Raw genomic sequence first — 23,805 nt, 5'->3', positions numbered from 1 at the left:
CCCATGGCCTCCGAACTTTCCGGCTCGAAGAACAGCGCCGCGTCATTGAGGCGGAGCTTGTCCAGCGCCTCGCGCAGAGCCGGATAGTCATCGGCCGAAACCGGGAACAAGCCGGCAAACACACGCGGCTGCATGGTCTGGAAGCCGGCCAGCGGCTTGTCGGCCGGCTTGGAGGCAAGGGTGAGCGTGTCGCCGACCGGCGCGCCATGCACGTCCTTGATCGACGCGGTGATCCAACCCACCTCGCCCGGGGAAAGCTTGTCCAGCTTCTTGCGCTTGGGCGTGAACACACCCACTTCGCTCACTTCATGAGCGCGGCCGGTGGACATCACCAGCAGCTTGTCGCCCGGCTTGATCTCGCCCTGCACCACGCGCACCAGCGAAACCACGCCCAGGTAATTGTCGAACCAGGAGTCGATGATCAGCGCCTGCAACCGATCGGTGTCACCGACCTTCGGCGGCGGAATACGCGCCACGATGGCTTCCAGCACCTCAACCACGTTCTGACCGGTCTTGGCGCTTACCGCCACGGCGTCATCGGCGTCGATGCCGATGACGGCCTCGATTTCGCCCTTCACCTTCTCCGGGTCGGCCGTGGGCAGGTCGATCTTGTTCAGGACCGGCACCACTTCCAGGCCCATTTCCACGGCCGTGTAGCAGTTGGCCACCGACTGGGCTTCCACGCCCTGCGCGGCATCGACCACCAGCAGCGCGCCTTCGCACGCGGCCAGCGAGCGACTGACTTCGTAGGAGAAGTCCACGTGCCCGGGGGTGTCGATGAAGTTGAGCTGATAGGTTTTGCCGTCGCGCGCCTTGTACGGCAGCGACACGGACTGCGCCTTGATGGTAATGCCGCGCTCGCGCTCGATCGGATTATTGTCGAGCACCTGCGCCTCCATCTCGCGTTCAGTCAGACCACCGCAGATCTGGATGATGCGGTCGGCGAGTGTCGACTTGCCGTGATCGATGTGGGCGATGATGGAGAAATTTCGGATCAGTTCCATGGAGCACGCTAGCTGCGTTCACTGCCTTGCGCGGCGCGCGGGCAGCGCATCACCGGGATGGTGACACGAACCCGGCATTATCGCATGGAACCGGCATCGGCCGGACAGGGGCAGTCCTTGCCCGCTCCACCCTGGGGCAAACCAACCAAGGCCATGGGCCGCCCCGCGCCGGGATGATGGTGGCCCAAGCACCCATCAAACCCGGCGCTACAGGCCGCGGCACTGCCATTGGCCGCGACCCAGGGGCGTTTACTCGTCCTTGCCACCTGGCACGGTAAGGCCCACGAAACCGCTCTGATCGCCGTGGCGAACCAGCAGCAGTACGGTATCGCCAGCCTTGGCGCCCTTGGTGGCTTCATGGAATGCCGCGGCACTGCCTACCTTTTTCTGGTTCACCATCAGGATCACATCGCCGGGCTGCAGGCCCGCACGGGCGGCAACCGGACCCGTTACATTGCTGATGGCTACACCCTCGCCTGCCCTCAACCCCAGTTGCTGGCGCGTATCACTGTCGAGATCTTCCACCGCCAGGCCCAGCGCACGCGTGGCCGCAGGCGCCGCCGTCGCGGGGCTGGCCGAATCGGCGGAAGCCAGCGCGGCATTCTTGTCGCGCGGCATTTCCCCCACGGTTACCGGCACATCCTGCTTTTTGCCCTCGCGCAGGATCTGCACGGTGGCCTTGCTGCCGGGCTGAGCCTGGCCCACGAGCGGCGGCAGATCCACACTGGAATTAATGCTCTGGCCATTGAAGGACAGGATGACATCACCCACCTGCAGGCCTGCCTTCTCGGCAGGGCTGCCCTTGCTTACCTGGGACACCACCGCACCGCTGCCGCTGTCGAGCTTGAGCCCCTTGGCGATGTCGTCACTAACCTGCTGCACCATCACGCCCAGCATGCCACGCGAGACATAGCCCTTTTCCTTGATCTGCTTGACCACGTTCATGGCCACGTCGATCGGAATGGAGAAGGCCACGCCCTGATAGCCGCCGGTGTTGGAATAGATCTGCGAATTGACGCCAACCACCCGCCCCTGCAGATCGAACAGCGGGCCGCCGGAATTGCCACGATTGATCGGCACGTCGGTCTGGATAAAAGAGGTGTAGGGCTGATCCTGGCTGCCCAGGTTGCGGCCCACCGCGCTGACAATGCCCTGGGTTACGGTGTAATCGAAGCCAAACGGCGAACCGATCGCCAACACCCATTGGCCGGGCTTGAGCGCGCGCGAGTCGCCGATGCTCACCGCCGGCAGTGCGCCCTTGGCATCCACCCTCAGCAGAGCGATGTCGTACTGGGGATCGCTGCCCACCACCTTGGCGGTCAGCGTGCGGTGATCCTGCAGACGCACGGTGACCGAATCGGCGCCATCCACCACATGACTATTGGTGAGAATGTAGCCATCGGCCGAAATGATGAAGCCCGAACCCAGCGAGGTGCGCTGCTGGTCTTCCGGCGAGGGCATCATCGGCATGCCGAAGAAGCGCCGAAACATCTCCATCGAGGGGTCGTCCTCACCAGGCGGCATATCGGGCATGCCACGCGAAGAACTACCGCTCTTGGTGGTCTTCTTGCCGCTGTACTTGGCCTCCACATGCACCACCGCAGGTGCATTCTTCTGCACGATGCCAGTGAAGTCCGGCAAGGTCGCCGCGGGGGGCGCGCCGGTTTGCGCCTGCACGCCGCCGACCAAGGCCAGGCTCATCAGTACGCTGCATGAAAGGGTGCGCAGAGCAAGTCGGTTCATCTATTCCTCCATGGGGTTTCACGCACAGTCCAACCACAGCCCGATACACGGGCTGAGCTGGAAAGGTATTCGGGGAAACCATCAGGCCGCGTCAGCAAAGGCACGGCCGCGCCTCACTGGGCGTTGTCAGGCGCCTGCTCAAGAGGCTGCTGCGCCTGATCCGGATGGATCAACAAGAGATAGCTGCCATCGCCATTGCTGACGGCCGGGCGCCCCAGGCGATACGCCGAGAGGCTGTCGCGCGAATACAGCAAGCTGCCGTTATCGCCATCCAGCGTGGCCGAGGCCTGCTGGCTCAACTTATAAGGCGAATCGGCATAGGCATTGACCCAGGGCGGCGCCACGGCCGGCGCCTCGGAGCGAGCCACCTGCATGCCATTGCCCGAACCGCTGACGGCGGACGGCGCGGAGGCCACTTGCGGCATCGCACGGTCGGCACCGCTACCAGCGGGCTGGGCGATCATCAAGGCGGCCACGGCCACGCTGGCGGCGATGGCGCCACCGGCGGACCAATGCAGCCAGTGGCGACGCTTGCCCTGCATGACGACCACGTCCTGCTCAATCGCCTGCATGACCCGCGTGGCAAAGTCGGCCGAGGCCAGGGTCGGCAATTGCCGGCGCAGACCATCCCTTGCGACGTGATAGCGCGACCACGCCTGCTGCAGCGAGTCGTCGTGTTCGAGCCGCCGCAGCAAGAAGCGCAGCTCCTCCTTCGACAGTTCGCCGTCCATACCAGCAGACAGATTTTCGCGTTGGTTATCAGTCATGGGGATTTGTCCTCGCGGTCGGACAATAATGGCCGCAGTTTTTCATCGATGGCTTCACGCGCCCGGAAAATACGGGATCGCACCGTTCCAATCGGGCAACCCATTGCTTCGGCGATTTCCTCGTAGCTCAAACCGTCGACTTCACGCAGGGTAATCGCGGTCCGCAATTCCTCAGGCAGCGATTGGACAGTGGAAAACACCGTTTGTTCAATTTCCTGTCGCATGAGTTCGCGTTCAGGGGTCGCGCTCTCGTACATGCGGTCCGCGCCAGAGGCAAAAACCGCGTCCTCGATGGCGATATCGTCGGCCGGCGGGCGCCGCCCCTGGGCCACCAGGTGGTTCTTGGCCGTGTTTACGGCAATTTTGTACAGCCAAGTATAGAAAGCACTTTCGCCACGGAACGAGCCAATGGCTCGCCAGGCGCGGATAAACGCTTCCTGAGCGACATCTTCGCTCTCGGCATAGCTCTTCACATAACGCGAAACCAGCCCGATCACCTTGTGCTGGTACTTTCGCACGAGGACATCGAAGGCCTTCTTGTCCCCATGTTGGATGCGCTCGACCAGTGCGCTGTCCAGTTCGTTTTCGCCCATCCGGGCTTTCTCCTTCGTCGAAACTGCCACGCGCCTTGAGGGTGCCGCGGGATGGATGCGAGTTGCTCAGACAAGAACAACGCGCCCTAGTTCAGCATGCCCTCGCACGTTTACCAACCCCGGCAGGGACCGACGCCCACAGACGCCACCCAATGGAAACGCACGGGCGCGTCCTGGGCGGACCGATGGGGGTGCAAGCCAGCCCCCGCGGCCGCTGGCGCTTCATGCGCCAGCCTTAGGGATATGGGGCCCCGGGGAGCGGGCGCAAGTCAGGCGACGGAGCCGCCTACGCCAGCCAGCAGGCGCTGGCGTTCCTGTAGCAGCTTATCGAAGGCGGGCTGCGGCAAGGGCCGGCAGAACAGGAACCCCTGCAGCTCATCGCAATGATTGGCGCGCAGAAACTCCATATGCTGCTCCAGCTCCACACCCTCGGCCACGACCCCGCGCTTGAGGCGGTGGGCCATTTCGATGGTGGCCCGCACGATGGCCTCGTCGTCCGGGTCCACGCCGATATTGCGCACGAAGCTCTGGTCGATCTTGATGCGATCGGCAGGCAGCTTGCGCAGGTAATCCAGCGAGGCCGCGCCCGTGCCGAAGTCGTCGATGGCGATACGGCAGCCCAGGCGATGCAGCCCTTGCAGGTTCTGCACCAGATTGGGGGCGGCCTTGATGCTGATGCTCTCGGTCACCTCCATCTCCAGCAAGCCCGGCTCCAGCCCACTTTCATCCAGCGCGGAGGCCACTATCTCGAGCAAGTTGGGCTGCATCAGCTGTACGGCGGAGAGGTTCACACCCAGGCGCAAGCCCAGCCCGTAACGGCGCTCCCACTCCTGCGCATGACGGCAGGCTGCGCGCAGCACCCATTCGCCAATGGATACGATCAGGCCCGTTTCCTCGGCCAAGGGAATGAAAAAGCCCGGACCGATGAAACCCAGCTCCGGATGCTCCCAGCGCACCAGCGCCTCCATGCCGACGATGTCCTCGGTAACGGCATCGACCTGGGGCTGGTAGAACACGCGCAGTTCGCCCTTGTGCTCGGCGTGCCTCAAACCGGATTTCAGCGCCAGGTTCTGCTGCTGCGATTGCTCCGCGCGGCCTTCGAAGATCTGATAGTTGTTGCGGCCCAGGCTCTTGGCCGCGTACATGGCCTCATCGGCATGTTTGAGCAGGGTTTCGGCGTCGGGCGCATCATCCGGGAAAAAGCTCACGCCGATGGATGCGGTGACCTGCAATTCGGTGCCGTCGTCGATGCGTAGCGGCCCACTCATCACCTGCACCACTTTTTCGGCGATGCGCAGCACGTCCTCGTTCTTGACGATGTGACGCAGGATCACCACGAACTCATCGCCGGCATAACGCGCCACGGTATCCGATGCGCGCACCGAACCGCGCAAGCGCTGGGTGGTGGTGAGCAACACCTGGTCACCGACGGCATGACCCAACGTATCGTTGATGGTCTTGAAGCGGTCCAGGTCGACGAACAGCAGCGCGAACGACTCGCCGGTGCGATTGGCCTCGCGAATGACCGTATCCAGGCGATCGTTGAACAACAAGCGATTGGGCAATCCGGTCAGCGCGTCGAGCAGACCTTCCGCCCGCCCCTGCTCACGGGTATGACGCAACTCCAGCGCATGGGCAAAACGCGACGCCGCGCAGCGCAGCACCGGCTGCATGATGGCCAGCGCCGGCAGTGGTTGACGGGAGCCCACCAACAAGGCGCCAAGCACCGTACGGCGTTCGTCCTGCAACGGCCAGCCGGCAAAACCCGCCAAGCCCAACTGACCCAGCAAGGGATCGACTTGGGCGAGCCGGGCGGCATCCGATTGATGAAGCATCGCCTGCCCCGCCAGCACCAGACGCAGAGAGCTTTGCAGATGCGGACCGGGCCATGGCTGCTCGTCGCCACGCCAGTATTGAATCAGCTGCACCGGAGCGCCGCCATCGTCCTGCCGGGCCGACCACACGGCCACGTAATCGAGCCCCATTTCCTCATAGAGCAAGCGCGCAGCTTCCGCGATGCCCTCATCGCCGCTGCCGGCACCGAACATGCGTGCGAGCAACGCAAGCGCCATTTCCGCGCGCGCACCCGCTCGGGCACTGCGGAACACGAGCGCCACGGCGTCGCGACCGGCATGGCGCACCGGCCGCGCACTCGCTTCACCGCTATCCACACCGCGCACGGAGCGCCGCCGACACGGGTACCAGCGACGCGCGCCCTCGGCGATGACCTGCTCGGCGCTTACATCGGCAAATGCCAACACTTCTTGCAGCGCGCGACCACGCAACTCGTGATCGGCCAGCCCGCTGTGGCGTGCCAACGCGGGACTGTATTCCACAATGCGTCCGCGCACGGGGTCGACCACCAGCCACTCGTTGTCCAGCTCGTCGAAAGCAAAGCGATAGTCGCCGCCTGCGCCATGGTCATCGGTCTTCACATGCGTCGAAGCCTGCCGCACACGCTGCCAGCGAGCCAGTAATTCGTGTTCGATCTGCGAGGCGTAGAGCCAGTCCACCACACCTGCCGGCAACACCACCGGTTTGAGCATGGCGCTGTCGTCCAGCACCGCGATCAGGGGCGCGTTGGCGCACGCCGGCAGGCTGCGCAACACATCGATGCCAGCCATGGCCTCGCGCCCGTCGCCATCGAACACCATCACGATTAGCGCCAGTGCAGCCCGCCCTTCCAGCAAGATGCCCGCATGGGTGGCGTCGCGCGCCGAATGCACCACAAAATGCCCGTCGCGATCGAAGGTATCGAACAGAGCCCGGCGCAGCTCACGCTGCGCGGCCACCACCAGGATGCCTGCGGGCGTCGCCATGTCAGAGCAACCAACGGCCATCGCGCAGGCGCGGACGCTGAGCCGGCTTGGACTGGCAACTCAGCCGCACCAATACATCGTTGAAACTGGCTAGCAGTGCCGGCGCCGGATCGAGCAAGACGACCTTGCGCACGTGGCCCGCAGTTGCCCGTGCCAGCTGACGCAGCAAGGTCGCATCGCCCATGCTCAGGGGCAACGGCACCCGCTGCAGCAGGTAGACACCAAAGTGGTGACTCTGCTGTACCGAGCGCAGCGCGATGCTCAGGCGCTGAGAGCCTGGCAACCCGGCATGCTCCTCGCGCAAGTTGCCCAGCCCGCCTTCGGGATTCCACAGGTACACCGCCTGCCCGCTACGCCGCACCAATGGGCGCAGCTGCCCCACCAGATCAACCGCGTCTGCCCCCTCCAGGGCAATCAAATTGCCACGCGCAGACAGGATGCGCTCCAGGATTTCGGCGCAGGGTGAGCTCAGGGCGGGGGAGATCGATGCACTCATTCGGCTGTACGTTACGAGGTCTGATGGCGTTCGCCTAGGCAGGCCCTCAAGCGTCGCCCGATTCTGTGCGCCAATCCATGCGGCAGCGCACAGGTCGCCGTTTCTGCCCACCCCGGGACGGCGCCCGAGGGCCCGTCTCGCAATCCTCGCTACGGGAGGGTATGGTTCGAACTTTCCCGGTCACCCCTTAAAATCCCCATGTTCGAAGGACTGCGCTTCAATCACTGGAAGACGAACCTGGACGACAGCGGCATCGTGACGCTGTCGCTGGACTGCGCCGGCAGCAACGTCAATACGTTTTCGCGCGTGGTGCTCGATGAACTCAGCCAGATCATCGAGCGATTGGCTATCGAAAAGCCCGCCGGCGTGCTGATTCATTCGGCCAAGCCGTTCGGCTTCGCCGTCGGCGCCAATATCCGGGAATTCGTCACCTACGCCCAGCAGGGCACGATCCTGGAGAACATCGAGCACGGACAACGCGTGTTCGAATCCCTGGCTCGACTGCCGTGCCCCACCGTGGCGGCCGTGCACGGCGCCTGCATGGGCGGGGGCACCGAACTGATCCTTGCCTGTCGTCAGCGCATTGCGGCAGATGACGATAAAACGCGCATCGGCCTGCCCGAAGTCATGCTGGGCATCTTCCCCGGCTGGGGCGGTAGCGCGCGCTTGCCACGTCTCATCGGCGCGCCCGAGGCACTTCCCATCATGCTGACCGGCAAGGCCTTGTCGGCCAAGCGCGCGCTCGCGGTAGGACTGATCGACCGCGTGGCGCCCCCGGGCGAGCTGCTGGCGGAAGCGCGCGCCCTGCTGCGCCGCCCCTCCGCCCGTCCGCTGGCCCAGCGCGCCAAAGCCTGGGCGACCAACACCTGGCTTGCTCGCCAGATCATCGCGCCCATGGTCCTGAAGCAGACGGCAGCCAAGGTACGCAAGGAACACTACCCCGCTCCGTTTGCCTTGATCGATGTATGGAAGCGTGGCGGCCCCCATATTCAGCAGCGCCTGAAGCTGGAGGCGCGTGCGGTCGCCAAGCTGGGCGAAACCAGCACGGCGCAAAACCTCATCCGCATCTTCTTCCTGCAGCAACGCCTCAAGGGCCAGGGCAGCGGCGTCGAACACGGCATCAAGCACGTGCACGTTGTCGGTGCGGGCGTCATGGGTGGCGATATTGCAGCGTGGGCGGCCCTCAAGGGTTTCGAGGTCACCCTGCAGGATCGCGAGATGAAGTACATCCAGCCCGCGCTGGACCGTGCCCGCCAGCTCTACGAGAAGAAGCTCAAGACCGCCGACAAGGTGGAAACCGCCGTGCGTCGCCTGCGTGCCGACGTCGAGGGCAAGGGTGTCGCCCAAGCCGACCTGGCCATCGAAGCGATCTACGAGAACGCCGAAGCCAAGAAGTCGCTATACGCGGCCATTGAGCCGCAGTTCCAGGCCGATGAGTTGCTGGCCACCAATACCTCCAGCATTCCGCTGGACGAACTGCGCGTGGGCCTGAAGGCCCCGCAACGTTTCCTGGGCCTGCATTTCTTCAATCCGGTGGCGCAAATGCCGCTGGTGGAAGTAGTGCGTCATGACCGGCTCGATCCGGACGCCGAAAAGCGCGCACTGGCGTTCTGCAAGGCCATTGGCAAGCTGCCTGTCGCCGTGAAGGGCACCCCGGGTTTCCTGGTCAACCGCATCCTTATGCCTTACCTGCTCGAAGCCATGCGCCTGTACAGCGAGGGCGTGCCCGGGCCGTTACTCGACAAGGAAGCCAAGAAATTCGGCATGCCGATGGGGCCGATCGAACTGGCCGACACCGTGGGCCTGGACGTATGCGCCTCGGTCGGCAAAGAGCTGGCACCGTTCCTTGGCCTTGAACTGCCCCCCGGACTGGAAGACAAGCTCGCCGACGGCAAGCGTGGCAAGAAGGACGGCCAGGGCATTTATGTATGGCAGGACGGCAAGCCGCAGAAGCCGGAAGTGGACCCGGACTATGTGGTACCGGCCGACCTGCAAGACCGGATGATCCTGCCCATGGTCAACGAAGCCGTTGCCTGCCTCACCGATCTGGTCGTGGACGATGCCGACCTGCTGGATGCCGGCGTGATCTTTGGCACCGGCTTTGCACCGTTCCGCGGCGGTCCGATCCAATATCTGCGCAGCGAAGGCGCAGCGGTGGTCAAAGGCAAGCTCGAACGCCTGGCCCAGCGCTATGGCGAGCGCTTCGCGCCCAAGGGGGATTGGAATCTACCCGCACTGAAGGACACCGGCTTTAGCCTGCCCGAGGTCACCGAGCAAGCCGAAGACGCAACAGCGTGATGGTTTCGGCGCCTCGCCCATAAAAAAAGCCCGGTACATACCGGGCTTTTTTTGGGGTGCGCCACGCGAAGTCGGCACGCGGTTCACCACATCAGATCGTCAGGCACGCCGTCTTCACCGACACCGCCTTCGCTACCAGGCTCTACCAACAGGGCCACCTGATGCGCATCGATGGCACGCACCTGTTCCGCTATCTCGCGCGTCACCAGCAGGTAACGCCCCTGCTGCTGCACCACGCCCAGCTCGCCCGCGTTAATGGCGGCCAGTTGATCGGCATCCACATGCACGCGTCGAATCTTTCCGCCGTACTCAAAGTGACGCAGGTGATCGACCTCCGCCTTGTTCAGCGACTTGCCTTCCAGCAACTGCTGGATCTTGGCCTTGCGCTCACGGCGCAAGCGCGCCTCCTCGGCGGCGGCCTGCTCCGCGCGTTTGCGCTCCTGCGCCTCGGTCTGCGCACGAATGGCGTAGGCCTTGGCCAGATCAATCTCGCTCTGATCGCGCGGCGGCCTGGGTGCGCCCTGTGGTTTGCCGCCCTGCTTGTGCTGCGGGGGCTTGCCAGCGTGCCGATGCGACTTGCCACCCTGCGGCGGCGCCGGGCGCTTCTCTTCACGGACCTGTTTGACGATGCCGCTCTTGAGCAGCTGATCGCGCAGGGATTCGGCCATGTTCAAAACTCGCTTACGTGGTGCGTGGACTAAGGTATCGGGGTTTGATCAATCAATAATGCGGCGGCGGCGGCTCACTGTGCGGATCATGCCCGGACGCCAGCCGCATTGACGACAATTCATTGCGCAGATCGCGAATAATGCGCTCCAGCGCAGCAATGCGCACCGATTGCTCAGCATCTGCGGCAGCCAGGGCATTGACCGTATCGTCAATGAAGGTAAGCCGCACTTCCAGCTCGGTCAGACGCTGTTCTAGCGAATCATCACTCATGCTCAACGCCTCAGGCTACGGCCACGGCCGATGCCGTAATACGCAAGCCCGGCTTCTTCCACCGCCGCCGGATCATAGAGATTGCGGCCGTCGAAAATCGCGGGCGTGGCGAGCATGCCTCGAATACGCATGAAATCCGGGCTACGGAACGCTTTCCACTCCGTCACGATGGCCAACACATCCGCACCTTCCAGTGCCTGATAGGCCTGGGTGCACAGCACCAGCTCGGGGCGCTCACCGTAAATGCGACGGGTTTCCTCGAGGGCCTCCGGATCGAAGGCACGCACGTTGGCCCCGGCCTTCCACAGTGCTTCCATCAGGTGGCGGCTGGAGGCCTCGCGCATGTCGTCGGTGTTGGGCTTGAAGGCCAAACCCCACAGCGCAATGGTCTTGCCGGCCAACTGGCCGTCAAAGTGACGCGAGATCAGGTCGAATAGCTTGGTCTTCTGATCGTGGTTGACCGCTTCCACCGCGCCGAGCAGGCGCGCGTCGTAACCCACGCTGCGCGCAGTGCGCTCCAGCGCCTGCACATCCTTGGGGAAGCACGAGCCGCCGTACCCGGCCCCCGGATAAATAAAGTGATATCCGATGCGCGGATCCGAACCGATGCCCTGACGCACCAGCTCAACGTCCGCGCCTACGCGCTCGGCGATATTGGCGATCTCGTTCATGAAACTGATCTTGGTGGCCAGCATGGCATTGGCCGCGTACTTGGTCAGTTCCGCCGAGCGCTCGTCCATCACAACGGTGCGATCGTGGTTTCGATTGAACGGCGCATAGAGCTTGCGCAACACGTTCACCGCCCGCTCGCTGGAGCTGCCGATGACGATACGATCCGGACGCAGGCAGTCCTCCACCGCATCGCCTTCCTTCAGAAACTCGGGATTCGACACCACATCGAATTCGACCGAAGCACCGCGCTTGGCCAATTCTTCGGCAATGGTCTGGCGCACGCGATCCGCCGTGCCCACCGGCACCGTCGACTTGTTCACCACCACCGTGTAGCGATCCAGGTGCTGGCCGATGGTGCGCGCCACGCCCAGGACGTACTTGAGGTCGGCGCTGCCGTCTTCGTCCGGCGGCGTACCCACCGCAATGAAAACCACTTGCCCATGCGCAATGGCGGGCTCCGGGTCCACGGTGAAATCCAGCTGGCCGCTGGCGAAGTTGCGTTTGACGATCGGTTCCAGGCCGGGCTCGTAGATGGGGATGTCACCCTGCCGCAGGCGCTCCACCTTCGCCGCGTCGATGTCCACGCACATCACATGGTTGCCCATCTCTGCCAGGCAGGCTCCGGTGACCAGGCCTACGTAGCCAGTGCCGAAAATGGTGACCTTCATTGTCGCAAGAAGTCCTGGATGCAAGAGCGGGGATTCTAGCAGGCCCTACGATGACGGAAGCCTGACAGCCCCTGCGCCACACCCAAAAGCAACGGGGCGCGACTAAAGTCGCGCCCCGTCAGGCACTACCGATGAATCGTCAGACGATTACTTGCCGGCGCCCTGATCGCCAGCCGCGGTCGGGCCGGTCTTGACCAAGGTGACGTCGAAGATGATCGTCGCGTTCGGCGGGAAGCCGTTCTGCGGCTGCGCACCGTAGGCGATGTTGGACGGGATGAAGAACTTGTAGTGGCCGCCAACCTGCATCATCTGCATGCCTTCGCGGAAGCCCGGGATCACGCCAGCCAGCGGGATCGAAGCAGCACCGCCGCCTTCATGCTTGGACGAATCGTCGAACACTTCGCCATTGACGAAGGTGCCCACGTAGTTGACCTGCACCGTGTCGTTCGGACCCGGGCGAGCACCGGTACCCTGGCTGATCACCTGGTACTGCAGGCCCGAGGCGGTGGACTTCACGCCCGCGGCGGTCTTGTTCTTGGCCAGGAAGGCATCGCCTTCTGCCTTGTTCTTGCTGGCGACCTGGGTGTACTCAGCCTTGGCCTTGGCCTGCAGGTTGGCCACGAAGGCGTCACGCACCTGCTTGGCTTCTGCTTCGGTCATGGTCGGCTTCTGGCCCGACAGCGCCGACTGCAGGGCGCGCGCCACGGTCGCCGGGTCCACTTCCTCACGGACGAGCGGCGGCAGCGAGCTGGCCAGGTCCCAGCCGACCACGTAGCTGGCCTTGGTCTTGTCGACCGCGGCCGGAGCGGCAGCAGCCGGGGCAGCGGACTTCGCTGCCTGTGCGTGCACGCCAGCGGTCATGCCCAGTGCAACAGCCAGCGCGGCCGCCGTCAGCGTGGGACGCAGAAAATGCTTCATGTGGAACTCCCTCGTATTTGGATGTGCCGGCGCTACCGGACTTAGCCCCCCCGATGGAGGCAGGCCCCGCATTGTGCGGCGCTTGTCGAGTCTTGGCAACGATGCGCGGCATACGACCGTCACTCGTGATTAAAAGTTCACGAAATGGCGCTTTGACGTGCTTTTTTACGATTTCTGCACGTCTACTTCGTTGGCGAGACGGCACATTTTTGCAGGCCGCGCCCCTCAAGCATGCCCGTCTCCGGAGCGTCCGGACTTTTCCAGCGTGTCGCGCAAGGTCGCTTGCAGCCTTGCATGCACCTGTACCAGCCCGCGCCAGAGCAGCCACGCAAGCAGCAAAAGCACCAGGATCAGCACCACCACCACCTCGCGCGGAGGCAGGATGGTGGAGGCCAGCGCCGCCACCAGCAAACCGAGCACCCACATGACTGCCAGCGGAATAAAGCGCGCCAGCACCGCCCGAATCCGCATGTTGTAGATGCCGCCGATACGTTCGGGAATGCTCAATTCCGCCAGCAACATGCCCAACGCCGAGGCCTTGCGATACGCCGCCACGATCATCGGCAAGGACACGACCGCCGCAATAGACCAGGCCAGCGTGCGCTTGACCAGGGGCCGGTCGGCCAGCAAATCCCAGTGGAACAGGCCACGCCGATACAGATAGGACATGATCAGGAACGCCGCCACGACCAGCATCATGTTGATGATCACGTGCCACACCAGGCGCCGGATCATCTTGGCCACCATCACACCCTGCCCGCTCAGGCTTACCTGGCCCATCCAGTCCGTGTAGGCACGCAGCACAGTGGTCAGCCCCTGCGGCAGTCGGCGTCCCAGTTGATTGGCCAGCGGATCGGAGGCGCGGATCAGATAGGGAGTGAGAAAGGTGGTGATCGCCGATACCGCCACCGCCACCGGATAGAGGAAGCTGCTGGTGACTTTGAGTGTCAGCCCAAGCGAGGCGATGACGAAGGAGAACTCGCCAATCTGCGCCAGCCCCATGCCTACTCGCAATGAGGTGCGACCGCCATTGCCCGCCACGAAGGTGCCGAAGCTGCAAGTGATCACCTTGCCCAGCACCACTACGACGGTGACCAGCAGAATGGGCAGCCAATACTGCCGCAGCATGGCCGGGTCGATCAGCATGCCGATCGCCACGAAGAAGATCGCGCTGAACATGTCACGCACGGGCCCAATGATGTGCTCGATGCGCTCCACGCTTTGCGACTCACCCACGATCGCGCCGATCATGAAGGCGCCCAGCGCGATGCTGTAACCCATCTGGGTCACCAGCAGGCAGAAACCGAAACACAGGCCCAACACCGCCACCAACAGCACGTCGTCGCGACTGACGCGCGCGATGTAGTCCACCACCGGCGGCACCAACAACAAGCCCACCACCAGTGACACCGCCATGAACAAGGTGAGTCGCCCGATGGCCCCCATCGCCTCGCCCGCCTCCAGTCCGCCGGTGCTGGCGATGCCGGTGAGCAGCGCCATCAATACGATCGCAAGCACGTCCTCGATGATGAGGATGCCGAACATCAACTGTGCAAAGCGTTCGCGCTTGAGATTCAGATCATCGAGCGCCTTCATGATGATGGTGGTGGACGACATCGACAGCATCGCCCCCAGGAACAACGCATCCATCGAGCTCCAGCCGAAGAAGCGGCCGATCTCGTAGCCCAGCCACAACATCAGGACGATCTCGCACAACGCGGCAACCAGCGCCGCGCCACCCACCTCGCGCAGCTTTTTCAGGCTGAACTCCAGACCCAGCGCGAACAGCAGCAAGATCATGCCCAGTTCGGACAAGGTGCGAATGGTCTGCTCATCGTGGATGAACACCACGGGGAACGTATAAGGACCCACCAGTACGCCGGCGATGATGTATCCCAACACCACCGGCTGACGAAGCCGCTGAAAAACCACCGTCGTGAGGCCCGCAATCAACATCACGGTTGCGAGGTCCTGGATGAACTGCAGATCGTGCATCGATGAAATCCGAGAAGACGTCGCCCAAGACTAACAATCGATCACGTCATGCACAGCTTTTTACGTTGCCGAAGACGCACTCAAAGAACGTTGGCGGCACGACATGACGAAAAAAACGACACCTCAAGCGAAAAACAGTCGCTGACGAAATGACGTAACTCCCTGTCGTCATTGGAACGTGAAATTTTTTTGAAGTTTTTTCGATGAGAACGCTTGACGAAATGGCGATCCCTATCTATTCTTTCGGGCTTCCAGAGGCACACGGGGCCATAGCTCAGCTGGGAGAGCGCCTGCATGGCATGCAGGAGGTCGGCGGTTCGATCCCGCCTGGCTCCACCAAATTTAGACAACGTCCCCATCGTCTAGAGGCCTAGGACATCACCCTTTCACGGTGGCGACCGGGGTTCGAATCCCCGTGGGGACGCCATTCTAACGACCAGCCAGGTTTCTGGCGACATCGAAGGAATGGGGTCAAGAGTAGTGGATCTGGAAGAAGTTTAAGTGTGGAGCGGTAGTTCAGTCGGTTAGAATGCTGGCCTGTCACGCCGGAGGTCGCGGGTTCGAGTCCCGTCCGCTCCGCCACTTAACGAACACAAGAGCCCGCCATTGGCGGGTTTTTTGTTGCCCGGAGAAACGCCACCTCTCCGCCGCGGTAGCCTCGGCTACGCCCCGACCGCGTCCGGCGAGCGATGATCGTCCAGTCGCTCCAGGGTGCCTTTTGAGTGCCCCTGCTCCGCCAGGAATTCCAGCCAGCGGGAGAGGAATCCGTTCATGCGCAAGCGGTGCTGGAGCACCGTATGCGCCGGTGGGAACGGCCCCAGCACCTGCCACAGATGACGCCCCGGATGACAATGCAGCGCCTCGGCCACATGCGCATCGGTATACATACGCAACTGCGCCGACGGGGATGGCTGCCCCGTGTGCGCATCCACGAAGTTATAGGTGAGCTCTAGCTCCAGCGTGTAGGGGTGCCGCTCCTGGACCTGCAGCCGCACATCCAGCCCATCATCGACGCTGGAACCATAGAACCCCGGCGGCAACTCCTGCGGCGCAAAGAGCTTGGCCAGCCGATGGTAGTTCTCCGCATACAGGCCCATCAGGAAACCAAAGCGTCCCGGTAGCAAGGCGTTGCGACTGTCCAGTACGGCACTCATGGGCGGTGATGACTCCTTAGAACATGGTTCGCTCGATACCGAAGCGATCGAAGATCTTGCTCGCAATCTCCTCGATGGAGACGTGCGTGGTGTTGAGGCTGGGAATGCCCTCGCGACGCATCAGCTTGTCCGCCTGCGAAAGCTCCCAGCGACACTGTTCCAACGTGGCATAACGGCTACCGGCGCGTCGCTGTTCGCGAATCTGCGCCAGCCGCTGCGCGTCGATGGTGAGCCCAAACAGGCGATCCCGGTAGGGGCGCAGTCGCGCCGGCAGCTCCAGCTTGTCCAGGTCGTCGTCGGTCAGCGGGTAATTGGCGGCGCTCACGCCGTAATGCAAGGCCATGTATAGACAGGTGGGCGTTTTGCCGGAACGGGAGACGCCTACCAGGATCAAATCCGCCTGGGCATAGTCCACATCGATGCCATCATCATGCGACAACGCATAGTTGGTGGCATTGATGCGCGCCTCGTATTTATCGAAGTCCACCAGGCCATGCGAGCGATTGACCGCGCCGGAACGCTTGGCACCCAGCTCATCCTCCAGTGGACCGATGAAGGGAGCGAACACGTCCAACATCAGCGCCCCACTCTCCGCCACGATCTCGCACAGGTCTCGCGAAGCCATGGTGTTCACCACGATCGGGCGCTGCCCGGTCTGGGCGTAACGCGTCTTGATGCGCAACGCCGCAGCCTCGGCTTTATGTGCATCATCGATAAAGGGCAATCGGTGCTTTTCGAACTGCACCCCCTCAAACTGCGCCAAAATGCTGTTCCCGATCGTCTCTGCGGTAATACCAGTGGAATCGGAGATGTAGAAAACGGTTCGCTGCATGGGTAATCCAAAGTCCCAGGGGGTTCTTGCCACCCACCTTAGCGCAAGGTGAAAAGCCTGTCTTTGCTTGACTCACGGCTGACTGGTATGCAGCTGGCGTGGGTTTTGCCCCGAATGGTCTTCTTGTGCTTCGCACCATCCGCAGCAGACAATACCAGTTCTTTGTAGCCCGGTTTTCCGATTAGGCCGAGCTTCGCCCGCTTCAAAAAAACCTACGAGCTCTTGAGGAGACTCCCTTGAACGACCTGGTGCTTTGGCTCGACACGCTGCGCATGACCGACCTGGGCAAGGTTGGCGGCAAGAATGCGTCGCTCGGCGAGATGATCGGCAATCTCGCCAAACTCGGCGTGTCCGTGCCTGGTGGCTTTGCCACCACCGCCGATGCGTTCCAGCAGTATCTCGACAAGAGCGGTGTCGCCAAGCGCATTCAGGCGCGCCTGGTTTCGCTCGACGTGGACGACGTCGATGCACTCACCACCGCGGGCAAGGAGATTCGCGAATGGGTCACCGAGACCCCGCTGCCGGCCGACCTTGATCAAGCTATCCGCGATGCCTATGCCAAGCTCTGCAAGGACGCCGGCGCAGAGAACATTGCCGTGGCGGTGCGCTCCTCCGCCACCGCCGAGGATCTGCCGGACGCCTCGTTCGCCGGCCAACAGGAAACCTTCCTCAACGTGGTGGGCATCGAAGATGTGCTGCACAAGGTGAAGGAGGTCTTCGCCTCGCTGTACAACGACCGCGCCATTGCCTACCGCGTGCACCAAGGCTTCAAGCACGAAGACGTGTTCCTCTCCGCCGGCGTGCAGCTGATGGTGCGCTCGGATGTGGGCGCCTCCGGCGTGCTGTTCACCCTCGACACCGAGTCCGGCTTCCGTGACGTGGTGTTCGTCACCGGCTCCTATGGCCTGGGTGAAATGGTGGTTCAGGGCGCGGTGAACCCCGACGAGTTCTACGTGTTCAAGCCCACGCTGAGGCAGGGCAAGCCGGCGGTGCTGCGCCGGGCACTGGGCGCCAAGCAGCAGCGCATGGTGTATTCCAGCCAGCCCGGCGAGCGCGTGAAGATCGAAGAAACGCCGGCCGAACTCCGCAACCGCTTCTGCATCTCCGATGCGGATGTCGAGGAACTGTCCAGGCAAGCGCTCATCATCGAGCAGCACTACGGCCGCCCGATGGACGTGGAGTGGGCCAAAGACGGCAACACCGGCAAGCTGTACATCGTGCAGGCCCGCCCGGAAACCGTGAAGTCCCGCGCCCAGGCCACCCAGCTTGAGCGCTTCCATCTCAGCGAGAAAGGCCCGGTGCTCACCGAAGGCCGCGCCATTGGCCAGAAGATCGGCAGCGGCAAGGCACGCGTTATCCGCTCGCTGGCCGACATGAGCAAGGTGCAGCCCGGCGACGTGCTGGTCGCCGACATGACCGACCCCGACTGGGAGCCGGTGATGAAGCGCGCTGCCGCCATTGTCACCAACCGCGGCGGCCGCACCTGCCACGCCGCCATCATCGCCCGTGAGCTGGGCGTACCGGCCGTGGTGGGCACGGGCAACGGCCTGGAAACCATCCCCGATGGTGCCGAAGTCACGGTGTCCTGCGCCGAGGGCGATACCGGCGTGATCTACCAGGGAGCGCTCAAGTTCGAACGCGTTACCGCCGACCTGGGCGACATGCCCGAGGCCCCGCTCAAGATCATGATGAACGTGGCCAACCCCGAGCGTGCCTTTGACTTCGCCATGCTGCCGAACGCCGGCATCGGCCTGGCTCGCCTGGAAATGATCATCGCCAGCCACATCGGCGTGCACCCCAAGGCGTTGCTGGAATACGCCAAGCAGGACGCCGACACCAAGCGCAAGATCGACGAGCGCATGGCCGGCTATGCCGACCCCGTGTCCTTCTATGTGGATCGCCTTGCCGAAGGCATCGCCACCATCGCCGCCTCGGTATACCCCAAGCCGGTGATCGTGCGCCTGTCCGACTTCAAGTCGAACGAGTACGCCGGCCTCATCGGCGGTTCGCGCTATGAACCGCACGAAGAGAACCCGATGATCGGCTACCGCGGCGCCAGCCGTTACGTCGATGCGGGTTTCGCCGAGTCGTTCGCACTGGAGTGCAAGGCGGTCAAGCGCGTGCGCGAAGTGATGGGCCTGGACAACGTATGGGTGATGATCCCGTTCGTGCGCACCCTGGACGAAGGCCGCAAGGTCATCGGCGTGCTGGCCAAGAACGGCCTCAAACAGGGCGAGCAGGGCCTCAAGGTCATCATGATGTGCGAGGTTCCCTCCAACGCGCTGCTCGCCGACGAGTTCCTGGATATCTTCGATGGCTTCTCGATCGGCTCCAACGACCTCACCCAGCTCACGCTGGGCTTGGACCGTGACTCGAGCATCGTCGCCAACCTGTTCGACGAGCGCGACCCGGCCGTGAAGAAACTACTAGCCATGGCCATCAAGACCGCCCGCGAGAAGGGCAAGTACGTGGGCATTTGCGGCCAGGGTCCGTCCGACCATCCAGACCTTGCGGATTGGCTGATGGACCAGGGTATCGAGTCGGTGTCACTCAACCCCGACACCGTGGTGGATACCTGGTTGCGCCTGGCCAAGCGCAAGGCCGGTTAGCGATTCCGACGGCAGTCTTCAGGGGCGGTGGCGACACCGCCCCTTCTTTTTTGCCGGCCTCCGCGCGCCATGAAACTTTGAACGCCCCCGCGAGTCTGTCCTGGGTAAAGGAAGCCACCGAGGGACTGACATGCGCGCCATCTCGAAGCTGATTTCCCACAATCGCGGGCTCATCGCCTTCCTGCTTTGCATGGTGGTTTTCCGCAGTGCCATTGCCGACTGGAACGTGGTGCCCACCGGCTCCATGCAGCCCACCATCCGTATTGGCGACCGCATCCTGGTCGACAAGGCCGCCTACGACGTACGCGTGCCGCTCACTCATCTGGCCCTACTCCACCGTGCCGATCCGCAGCGCGGCGATATCGTGGTGCTCGACTCCAGCGCCGCTGGCGAGCGCCTGGTCAAGCGCGTGATCGGTATTCCCGGCGACCAGATTGCGCTGCTGCATAACCGTCTTTACGTAAACGGTCAGCCCGCCCGCTACGAACCGGTCGCCGTGGCCGGCATCCGCGATGACCGTGAGGATCCCGCGTTGTATGCGGTGGAACAGCTCGGCGCTGATCGGCACACGGTGCGATGGTCGCAAGCCCAACAGGGACATACCCGGGACTTCGGTCCGGTGACGGTGCCCGCGGGTCACTATCTGTTGCTGGGCGACAATCGGGACAACAGCGCTGACTCGCGCTACTTCGGATACTTTCCGCGCAGCGAAATTACGGGCCGGGCCACGCGCGTGGCTCTGTCCCTGGACCCAGGCAACCACTACCTGCCCCGCCAGGATCGTTGGGGCGCGGCGCTTCGCTAACCCCCGCCACCGGAATCGCCAAAACCAGTTGTCAGCGCCCTCCACACCGCGTAAGATTGCCGGCTAGCGTGGACCACACGCACCGCTTTGGAGAGGTGGCAGAGTGGTCGAATGTACCTGACTCGAAATCAGGCGTACGTGTAAGCGTACCGTGGGTTCGAATCCCACCCTCTCCGCCAAAAGAACAAGGGCTTGCAGCGATGCAGGTCCTTTTTCTTTGCACCAGTTTCAATCCGCGCTAAAAATCGAGCGGCATCGGCAAGCCTTCGCCAGGCCACCCTCCTTACGGGTTGCGACTTCCGCCGATCACGCTGAAGTTCACCGCCTCGCCATGCGGGCACTGCCGCCCCCGTTGTCTGACGGCGCTGAACGGACGTGGGGATCGGAAAGTGCGAACAAGTTGGCATAAAGCGCCAGGTAGGCCTCAACCTACTTAATGACGCGCCAATTGCCTACAACACAGGAAGGCAGCCACTGATCCAATCGCAAGGCCTCAATCCGAGGCTATGTTGGGGATGCTTACATGAAATCGTTTCTTGCGATGGTGCTTTTCGCGGGCTTGACGGTGGTGGGTAGCGCTTCCGCACAAAGTATGTCGCGCGCACAGCGTCTGGGGTCTATGCCGCAAGACACGGCAGCGCCGGAGTTGGTGTGCCAGGTATACCCCTATCCGCGCCCAGCGCTGAACACCTGCACGGGCTCACAACCGTGGGCACCGAACACCGCGACGCTTAATTTCCTCAATTTGCCCGCCGGCAACTACACCTACAGCTGGTCCATTCCGCCCGGTCGCGTCGGCGCAAAGGTCGGCTGCACCACAGGTGCCAATTGCACGGTGCAGTTCAGCGCACTGGGTAACGATCTCGACGCAACAATCACGGCTACCGCGTTCAATACGACGACGGGGCAGCAGTTTGTCCTGAGCGCTTACATCTCGCAGCCGGCGGTATGCGGCGGCGGCGGCCCGAACGGCTTTCATTGGTGTTGACAGCTTGATACGGAGGGCCGGCTCTCGCCGGCCCTCCGTATGAGTCACGCCGACGCCCCCGTGGACACTGCCCTGCCCGTTGATCCCATACAGTGACTTATGAGCGACCTGGCCGTAAGATAGCCGGCCGTTCGCGGCTTTGCTGTTGGATTGTGGCCCTGACTCCACATCAGGCGTACGTGTGAGCGTACCGTGGGTTCAAATCCCACCCTCTCCGCCAGTTGCAAGCAAAGCGCCCCCTAGTGGGGCGTTTTGTTTTTGAGGCCGTCACGTCCCTGGCGAATATCAGCACCACCGCCAGTCACGATGATGCCGAGGCGGCGCTTGGCGAGCCCATGGCTCGTCTGTGCAGGCCGACTGGAACGTTCGAAGAACTCTCTCCTAATTACACCATTCCACCTACAACGTCTTTGCGCATTAGCGCCTCTTCCGTCATGCTCGCAACGAAACGCCATACCAGGCACCCCATGATCGAGTTCGGACACGGAACCCACGTCGGCCTGCGCCGCACGCGCAACGAAGACACCTATTACGCCGATGCCTCGCTCGGCTTGTTCCTTGTGGCCGATGGTATGGGCGGACACCAGCATGGCGAAGTGGCTGCTGCGCTGGTGCGCGATGCGGTCGCCGACCTGGTGACACGCGGACACACCCTGGTGGAAGCCGTGCGCGCGGCTGACGAACGCCTTATCCAGCACAGCCGACGTTTTCGTGATGCCCGCCCGATGGGCACCACCATTGCCGCACTGCGACTGCACGCGGATAGCTACGAAGTAGTCTGGGTTGGCGATAGCCGCGTGTATCTCTGGCAAAAACAGCTGCGCCAGGTGAGCCATGATCATTCGCTGGTGCAGGAGCTGGTCGCTGCGGGCACGCTCGATCCGGCGCAGGCGGCGCACCATCCGCAGCGTAATGTCATCACTCAAGCGCTGGGCATCACGGCTACGGAGCAGTTACATATCGGCATGGCACGCGGCCGCCTGCAACCGGGTATGTGCTTTCTATTGTGCAGCGACGGCCTGACCGAAGAGATCAGCGACACCGCCATCGCGAGCATCGTGTCGCGTCAGGACCTGTCCGCCCAGGAGAGCGTGGAGCATTTGCTGCTCGCCGCGTTGGACGGCGGCGGCAGGGACAATGTCACAGCCATCCTGGCGCGCGTCAATTAAGCTCGTGCGCGCCGCTTAGTTAAGCGTCGTCGACGTCGTGGCTCGGCGCCACACACTGGCGCCACCGGCACTCTTGTCCAACCCGTCCAAACGGCGTTCATGCGTTTCGCATTCTTCAGCATTCGCACGCAGTACCCGTGGACGGCGATCGAGTACCACGGGCGTCAGCGCCACGGCCGCCCCCTGCTCCTGCGCCCCTTCAAAACCCAGGTCGAGTACGACCTGGCCCGAGGTCATGGAGAGATAGACCTCCGCCAGCAATTGGGCGTCGATCAAGCCGCCGTGGAGATCACGCGCGGAGTTATCCACGCCTAGACGCTTACACAGGGCATCCAGGCTGTTGCGCTGTCCGGGATAGCGTTCGCGCGCCATTACCAGCGTATCGATCACGTTGCAGCGATCCCGGATGCGTCCGTAGGACTCACCCAAGCGCGCCAGCTCAGCATCGAGAAATCCCACGTCGAAGGTGGCGTTGTGGATGATCAGCTCGGCGCCATCGATATAGGCGAGAAAATCCTCCACTACATCGGCAAAGCGCGGCTTGTCGAGCAGGAATTCATCCTCGATGCCGGTCACCTGTCGCGCACCCTCGTCGATGGCGCGATCCGGGTTGAGATACGTCTGGTAGTGGCGACCGGTGGGGCGACGCTCCACCATCTCCACGCAAGCGATTTCGATCAGCCGATGACCCTGACGCACTTCGAGGCCGGTGGTCTCGGTATCAAGCACAATCTGCCTCATGCCTTGCTCCTGTACTGCTCGGCCTGCTCGCGCGCCGCGGTATCGACACGCTCGTTCTCTGCATGACCGTTGTGACCTTTAACCCAATGCCAGCGCACCTGATGCGACTGCGTCGCGGCGGACAGGCGCTGCCACAGATCCTGATTCTTTACCGGCTTCTTGTCCGCGGTCAGCCAACCATTCTTGCGCCATTTGGGCACCCATTCCTCGATACCCTGCATCACGTATCGCGAGTCGGTGGTGAGGGCGACCGTGCACGGACGTGTCAGGGCTTCGAGGGCGGCGATAGCAGCCATCAATTCCATGCGGTTATTGGTGGTATCGGGCTCGCCACCCGCGAGCAGGCGCTCGGCGCCCTTGGCGCGCAACAGGGCGGCCCATCCACCCGGCCCGGGATTGCCCAGGCACGCGCCATCGGTAAAAGCTTCCACTTCGTTCATCGTCACTCGTCAATGTTTCCAACGTTTCATCAGGACGCCGTATTGCGCCGCGCGCCCGGCGCCAGTCCCACGCTCACCGGCGCAGGTACGGGTTTGCTCTTGAGGCGAATGGGCGTGGCGATGCGTCGACGCTTGCGTGCAATAAGTACATAGCC

Annotated in this window: 20 protein-coding genes and 4 tRNA genes; 9 read left to right on the top strand and 15 right to left on the bottom strand. The window is 63.0% G+C overall.

Annotated elements, in window-relative coordinates; translation table 11 throughout:
- The 6 genes from JHD67_RS16755 to JHD67_RS16730 form a co-directional block, all read right to left on the bottom strand.
- Positions 1–1,004, bottom strand: a 1,004-nt coding sequence (locus JHD67_RS16755) for a GTP-binding protein (protein ID WP_199100373.1), incomplete at its 3' end; no start/stop codon positions are given.
- A gap of 249 nt (positions 1,005–1,253) precedes the next feature.
- Positions 1,254–2,747, bottom strand: a complete 1,494-nt coding sequence (locus JHD67_RS16750) for a DegQ family serine endoprotease (protein WP_199100372.1) — start codon at positions 2,745–2,747, stop codon at positions 1,254–1,256.
- Between the two features lie 113 nt (positions 2,748–2,860).
- Positions 2,861–3,514: a sigma-E factor negative regulatory protein gene (locus JHD67_RS16745; protein WP_199100371.1), complete on the bottom strand. Its 654-nt coding sequence runs from the start codon at positions 3,512–3,514 to the stop codon at positions 2,861–2,863.
- On the bottom strand, positions 3,511–4,107 hold the full coding sequence (gene rpoE, locus JHD67_RS16740) for an RNA polymerase sigma factor RpoE (RefSeq protein WP_199100370.1): 597 nt from the start codon (positions 4,105–4,107) through the stop codon (positions 3,511–3,513). The genes JHD67_RS16745 and rpoE overlap by 4 nt, the downstream gene beginning before the upstream one ends.
- A 269-nt stretch (positions 4,108–4,376) precedes the next feature.
- Positions 4,377–6,926, bottom strand: coding sequence for an EAL domain-containing protein (locus JHD67_RS16735; protein ID WP_199100369.1), 2,550 nt, complete (start codon positions 6,924–6,926; stop codon positions 4,377–4,379).
- A gap of 1 nt (position 6,927) precedes the next feature.
- Positions 6,928–7,422 (bottom strand): hypothetical protein, encoded by a 495-nt coding sequence (locus JHD67_RS16730; protein ID WP_199100368.1) that lies wholly within the window; start codon positions 7,420–7,422, stop codon positions 6,928–6,930.
- A gap of 198 nt (positions 7,423–7,620) precedes the next feature.
- On the opposite strand from JHD67_RS16730, the gene JHD67_RS16725 reads away from it, so the two are divergent.
- Positions 7,621–9,720, top strand: coding sequence for a 3-hydroxyacyl-CoA dehydrogenase NAD-binding domain-containing protein (locus JHD67_RS16725; RefSeq protein WP_199100367.1), 2,100 nt, complete (start codon positions 7,621–7,623; stop codon positions 9,718–9,720).
- A gap of 83 nt (positions 9,721–9,803) precedes the next feature.
- Here JHD67_RS16725 and JHD67_RS16720 read toward each other — a convergent pair whose 3' ends face one another.
- The 5 genes from JHD67_RS16720 to JHD67_RS16700 form a co-directional block, all read right to left on the bottom strand.
- Positions 9,804–10,388 carry a DUF2058 family protein gene (locus JHD67_RS16720; RefSeq protein WP_199100366.1) on the bottom strand — a complete coding sequence of 195 codons (585 nt, stop codon included), beginning with the start codon at positions 10,386–10,388 and terminating at the stop codon, positions 9,804–9,806.
- Positions 10,389–10,440: 52 nt separating this feature from the next.
- Positions 10,441–10,659 carry a SlyX family protein gene (locus JHD67_RS16715; protein ID WP_199100365.1) on the bottom strand — a complete coding sequence of 73 codons (219 nt, stop codon included), beginning with the start codon at positions 10,657–10,659 and terminating at the stop codon, positions 10,441–10,443.
- Between the two features lie 2 nt (positions 10,660–10,661).
- Positions 10,662–11,999, bottom strand: a complete 1,338-nt coding sequence (locus JHD67_RS16710) for a UDP-glucose/GDP-mannose dehydrogenase family protein (RefSeq protein WP_199100364.1) — start codon at positions 11,997–11,999, stop codon at positions 10,662–10,664.
- 147 nt (positions 12,000–12,146) lie between these two features.
- Positions 12,147–12,917, bottom strand: coding sequence for an FKBP-type peptidyl-prolyl cis-trans isomerase (locus JHD67_RS16705; RefSeq protein WP_199100363.1), 771 nt, complete (start codon positions 12,915–12,917; stop codon positions 12,147–12,149).
- A 225-nt stretch (positions 12,918–13,142) separates the two neighbouring features.
- Complete coding sequence (locus tag JHD67_RS16700; protein ID WP_199100362.1) at positions 13,143–14,912, bottom strand: cation:proton antiporter; 1,770 nt, start codon at positions 14,910–14,912, stop codon at positions 13,143–13,145.
- 263 nt (positions 14,913–15,175) lie between these two features.
- On the opposite strand from JHD67_RS16700, the gene JHD67_RS16695 reads away from it, so the two are divergent.
- From JHD67_RS16695 to JHD67_RS16685, 3 genes are all read left to right on the top strand, one after another.
- Positions 15,176–15,251, top strand: a tRNA-Ala gene (locus tag JHD67_RS16695).
- A gap of 12 nt (positions 15,252–15,263) precedes the next feature.
- Positions 15,264–15,339: transfer RNA gene (locus tag JHD67_RS16690), tRNA-Glu, on the top strand.
- 78 nt (positions 15,340–15,417) lie between these two features.
- Positions 15,418–15,494: transfer RNA gene (locus JHD67_RS16685), tRNA-Asp, on the top strand.
- An 80-nt stretch (positions 15,495–15,574) separates the two neighbouring features.
- Here JHD67_RS16685 and JHD67_RS16680 read toward each other — a convergent pair.
- Both JHD67_RS16680 and JHD67_RS16675 read right to left on the bottom strand, forming a co-directional pair.
- The gene (locus JHD67_RS16680; RefSeq protein WP_199100361.1) at positions 15,575–16,066 is read right to left on the bottom strand and encodes a DUF1249 domain-containing protein; all 492 of its coding nucleotides are present in this window, start codon (positions 16,064–16,066) and stop codon (positions 15,575–15,577) included.
- A 16-nt stretch (positions 16,067–16,082) separates the two neighbouring features.
- Positions 16,083–16,898: a pyruvate, water dikinase regulatory protein gene (locus JHD67_RS16675; protein ID WP_199100360.1), complete on the bottom strand. Its 816-nt coding sequence runs from the start codon at positions 16,896–16,898 to the stop codon at positions 16,083–16,085.
- A gap of 236 nt (positions 16,899–17,134) precedes the next feature.
- Here JHD67_RS16675 and ppsA point away from each other — a divergent pair, with 236 nt between their 5' ends.
- From ppsA to JHD67_RS16650, 5 genes are all read left to right on the top strand, one after another.
- Positions 17,135–19,507: a phosphoenolpyruvate synthase gene (gene ppsA, locus JHD67_RS16670; protein ID WP_199100359.1), complete on the top strand. Its 2,373-nt coding sequence runs from the start codon at positions 17,135–17,137 to the stop codon at positions 19,505–19,507.
- A gap of 130 nt (positions 19,508–19,637) precedes the next feature.
- Positions 19,638–20,312 (top strand): signal peptidase I, encoded by a 675-nt coding sequence (lepB, locus tag JHD67_RS16665; RefSeq protein WP_233171985.1) that lies wholly within the window; start codon positions 19,638–19,640, stop codon positions 20,310–20,312.
- Between the two features lie 89 nt (positions 20,313–20,401).
- Positions 20,402–20,491 (top strand) — tRNA-Ser (locus JHD67_RS16660).
- Positions 20,492–20,835: 344 nt separating this feature from the next.
- Positions 20,836–21,300 (top strand): hypothetical protein, encoded by a 465-nt coding sequence (locus JHD67_RS16655; protein WP_199100358.1) that lies wholly within the window; start codon positions 20,836–20,838, stop codon positions 21,298–21,300.
- Positions 21,301–21,767: 467 nt separating this feature from the next.
- A complete protein-coding gene (locus tag JHD67_RS16650; protein ID WP_199100357.1) occupies positions 21,768–22,469 on the top strand; it encodes a protein phosphatase 2C domain-containing protein in 702 nt (233 codons plus the stop codon).
- A gap of 15 nt (positions 22,470–22,484) precedes the next feature.
- Here JHD67_RS16650 and dnaQ read toward each other — a convergent pair whose 3' ends face one another.
- The gene (gene dnaQ / locus JHD67_RS16645; protein ID WP_199100356.1) at positions 22,485–23,210 is read right to left on the bottom strand and encodes a DNA polymerase III subunit epsilon; all 726 of its coding nucleotides are present in this window, start codon (positions 23,208–23,210) and stop codon (positions 22,485–22,487) included.
- Positions 23,207–23,650 carry a ribonuclease HI gene (gene rnhA, locus JHD67_RS16640; protein ID WP_199100355.1) on the bottom strand — a complete coding sequence of 148 codons (444 nt, stop codon included), beginning with the start codon at positions 23,648–23,650 and terminating at the stop codon, positions 23,207–23,209. The genes dnaQ and rnhA overlap by 4 nt, the downstream gene beginning before the upstream one ends.
- Between the last annotated feature and the right edge of the window lie 155 nt (positions 23,651–23,805).

The sequence above is a fragment of the Dyella sp. ASV21 genome, assembly GCF_016428975.1.
Taxonomy (GTDB): Bacteria; Pseudomonadota; Gammaproteobacteria; order Xanthomonadales; family Rhodanobacteraceae; genus Dyella.
This window is presented reverse-complemented; position numbering and strand designations above follow the sequence as displayed.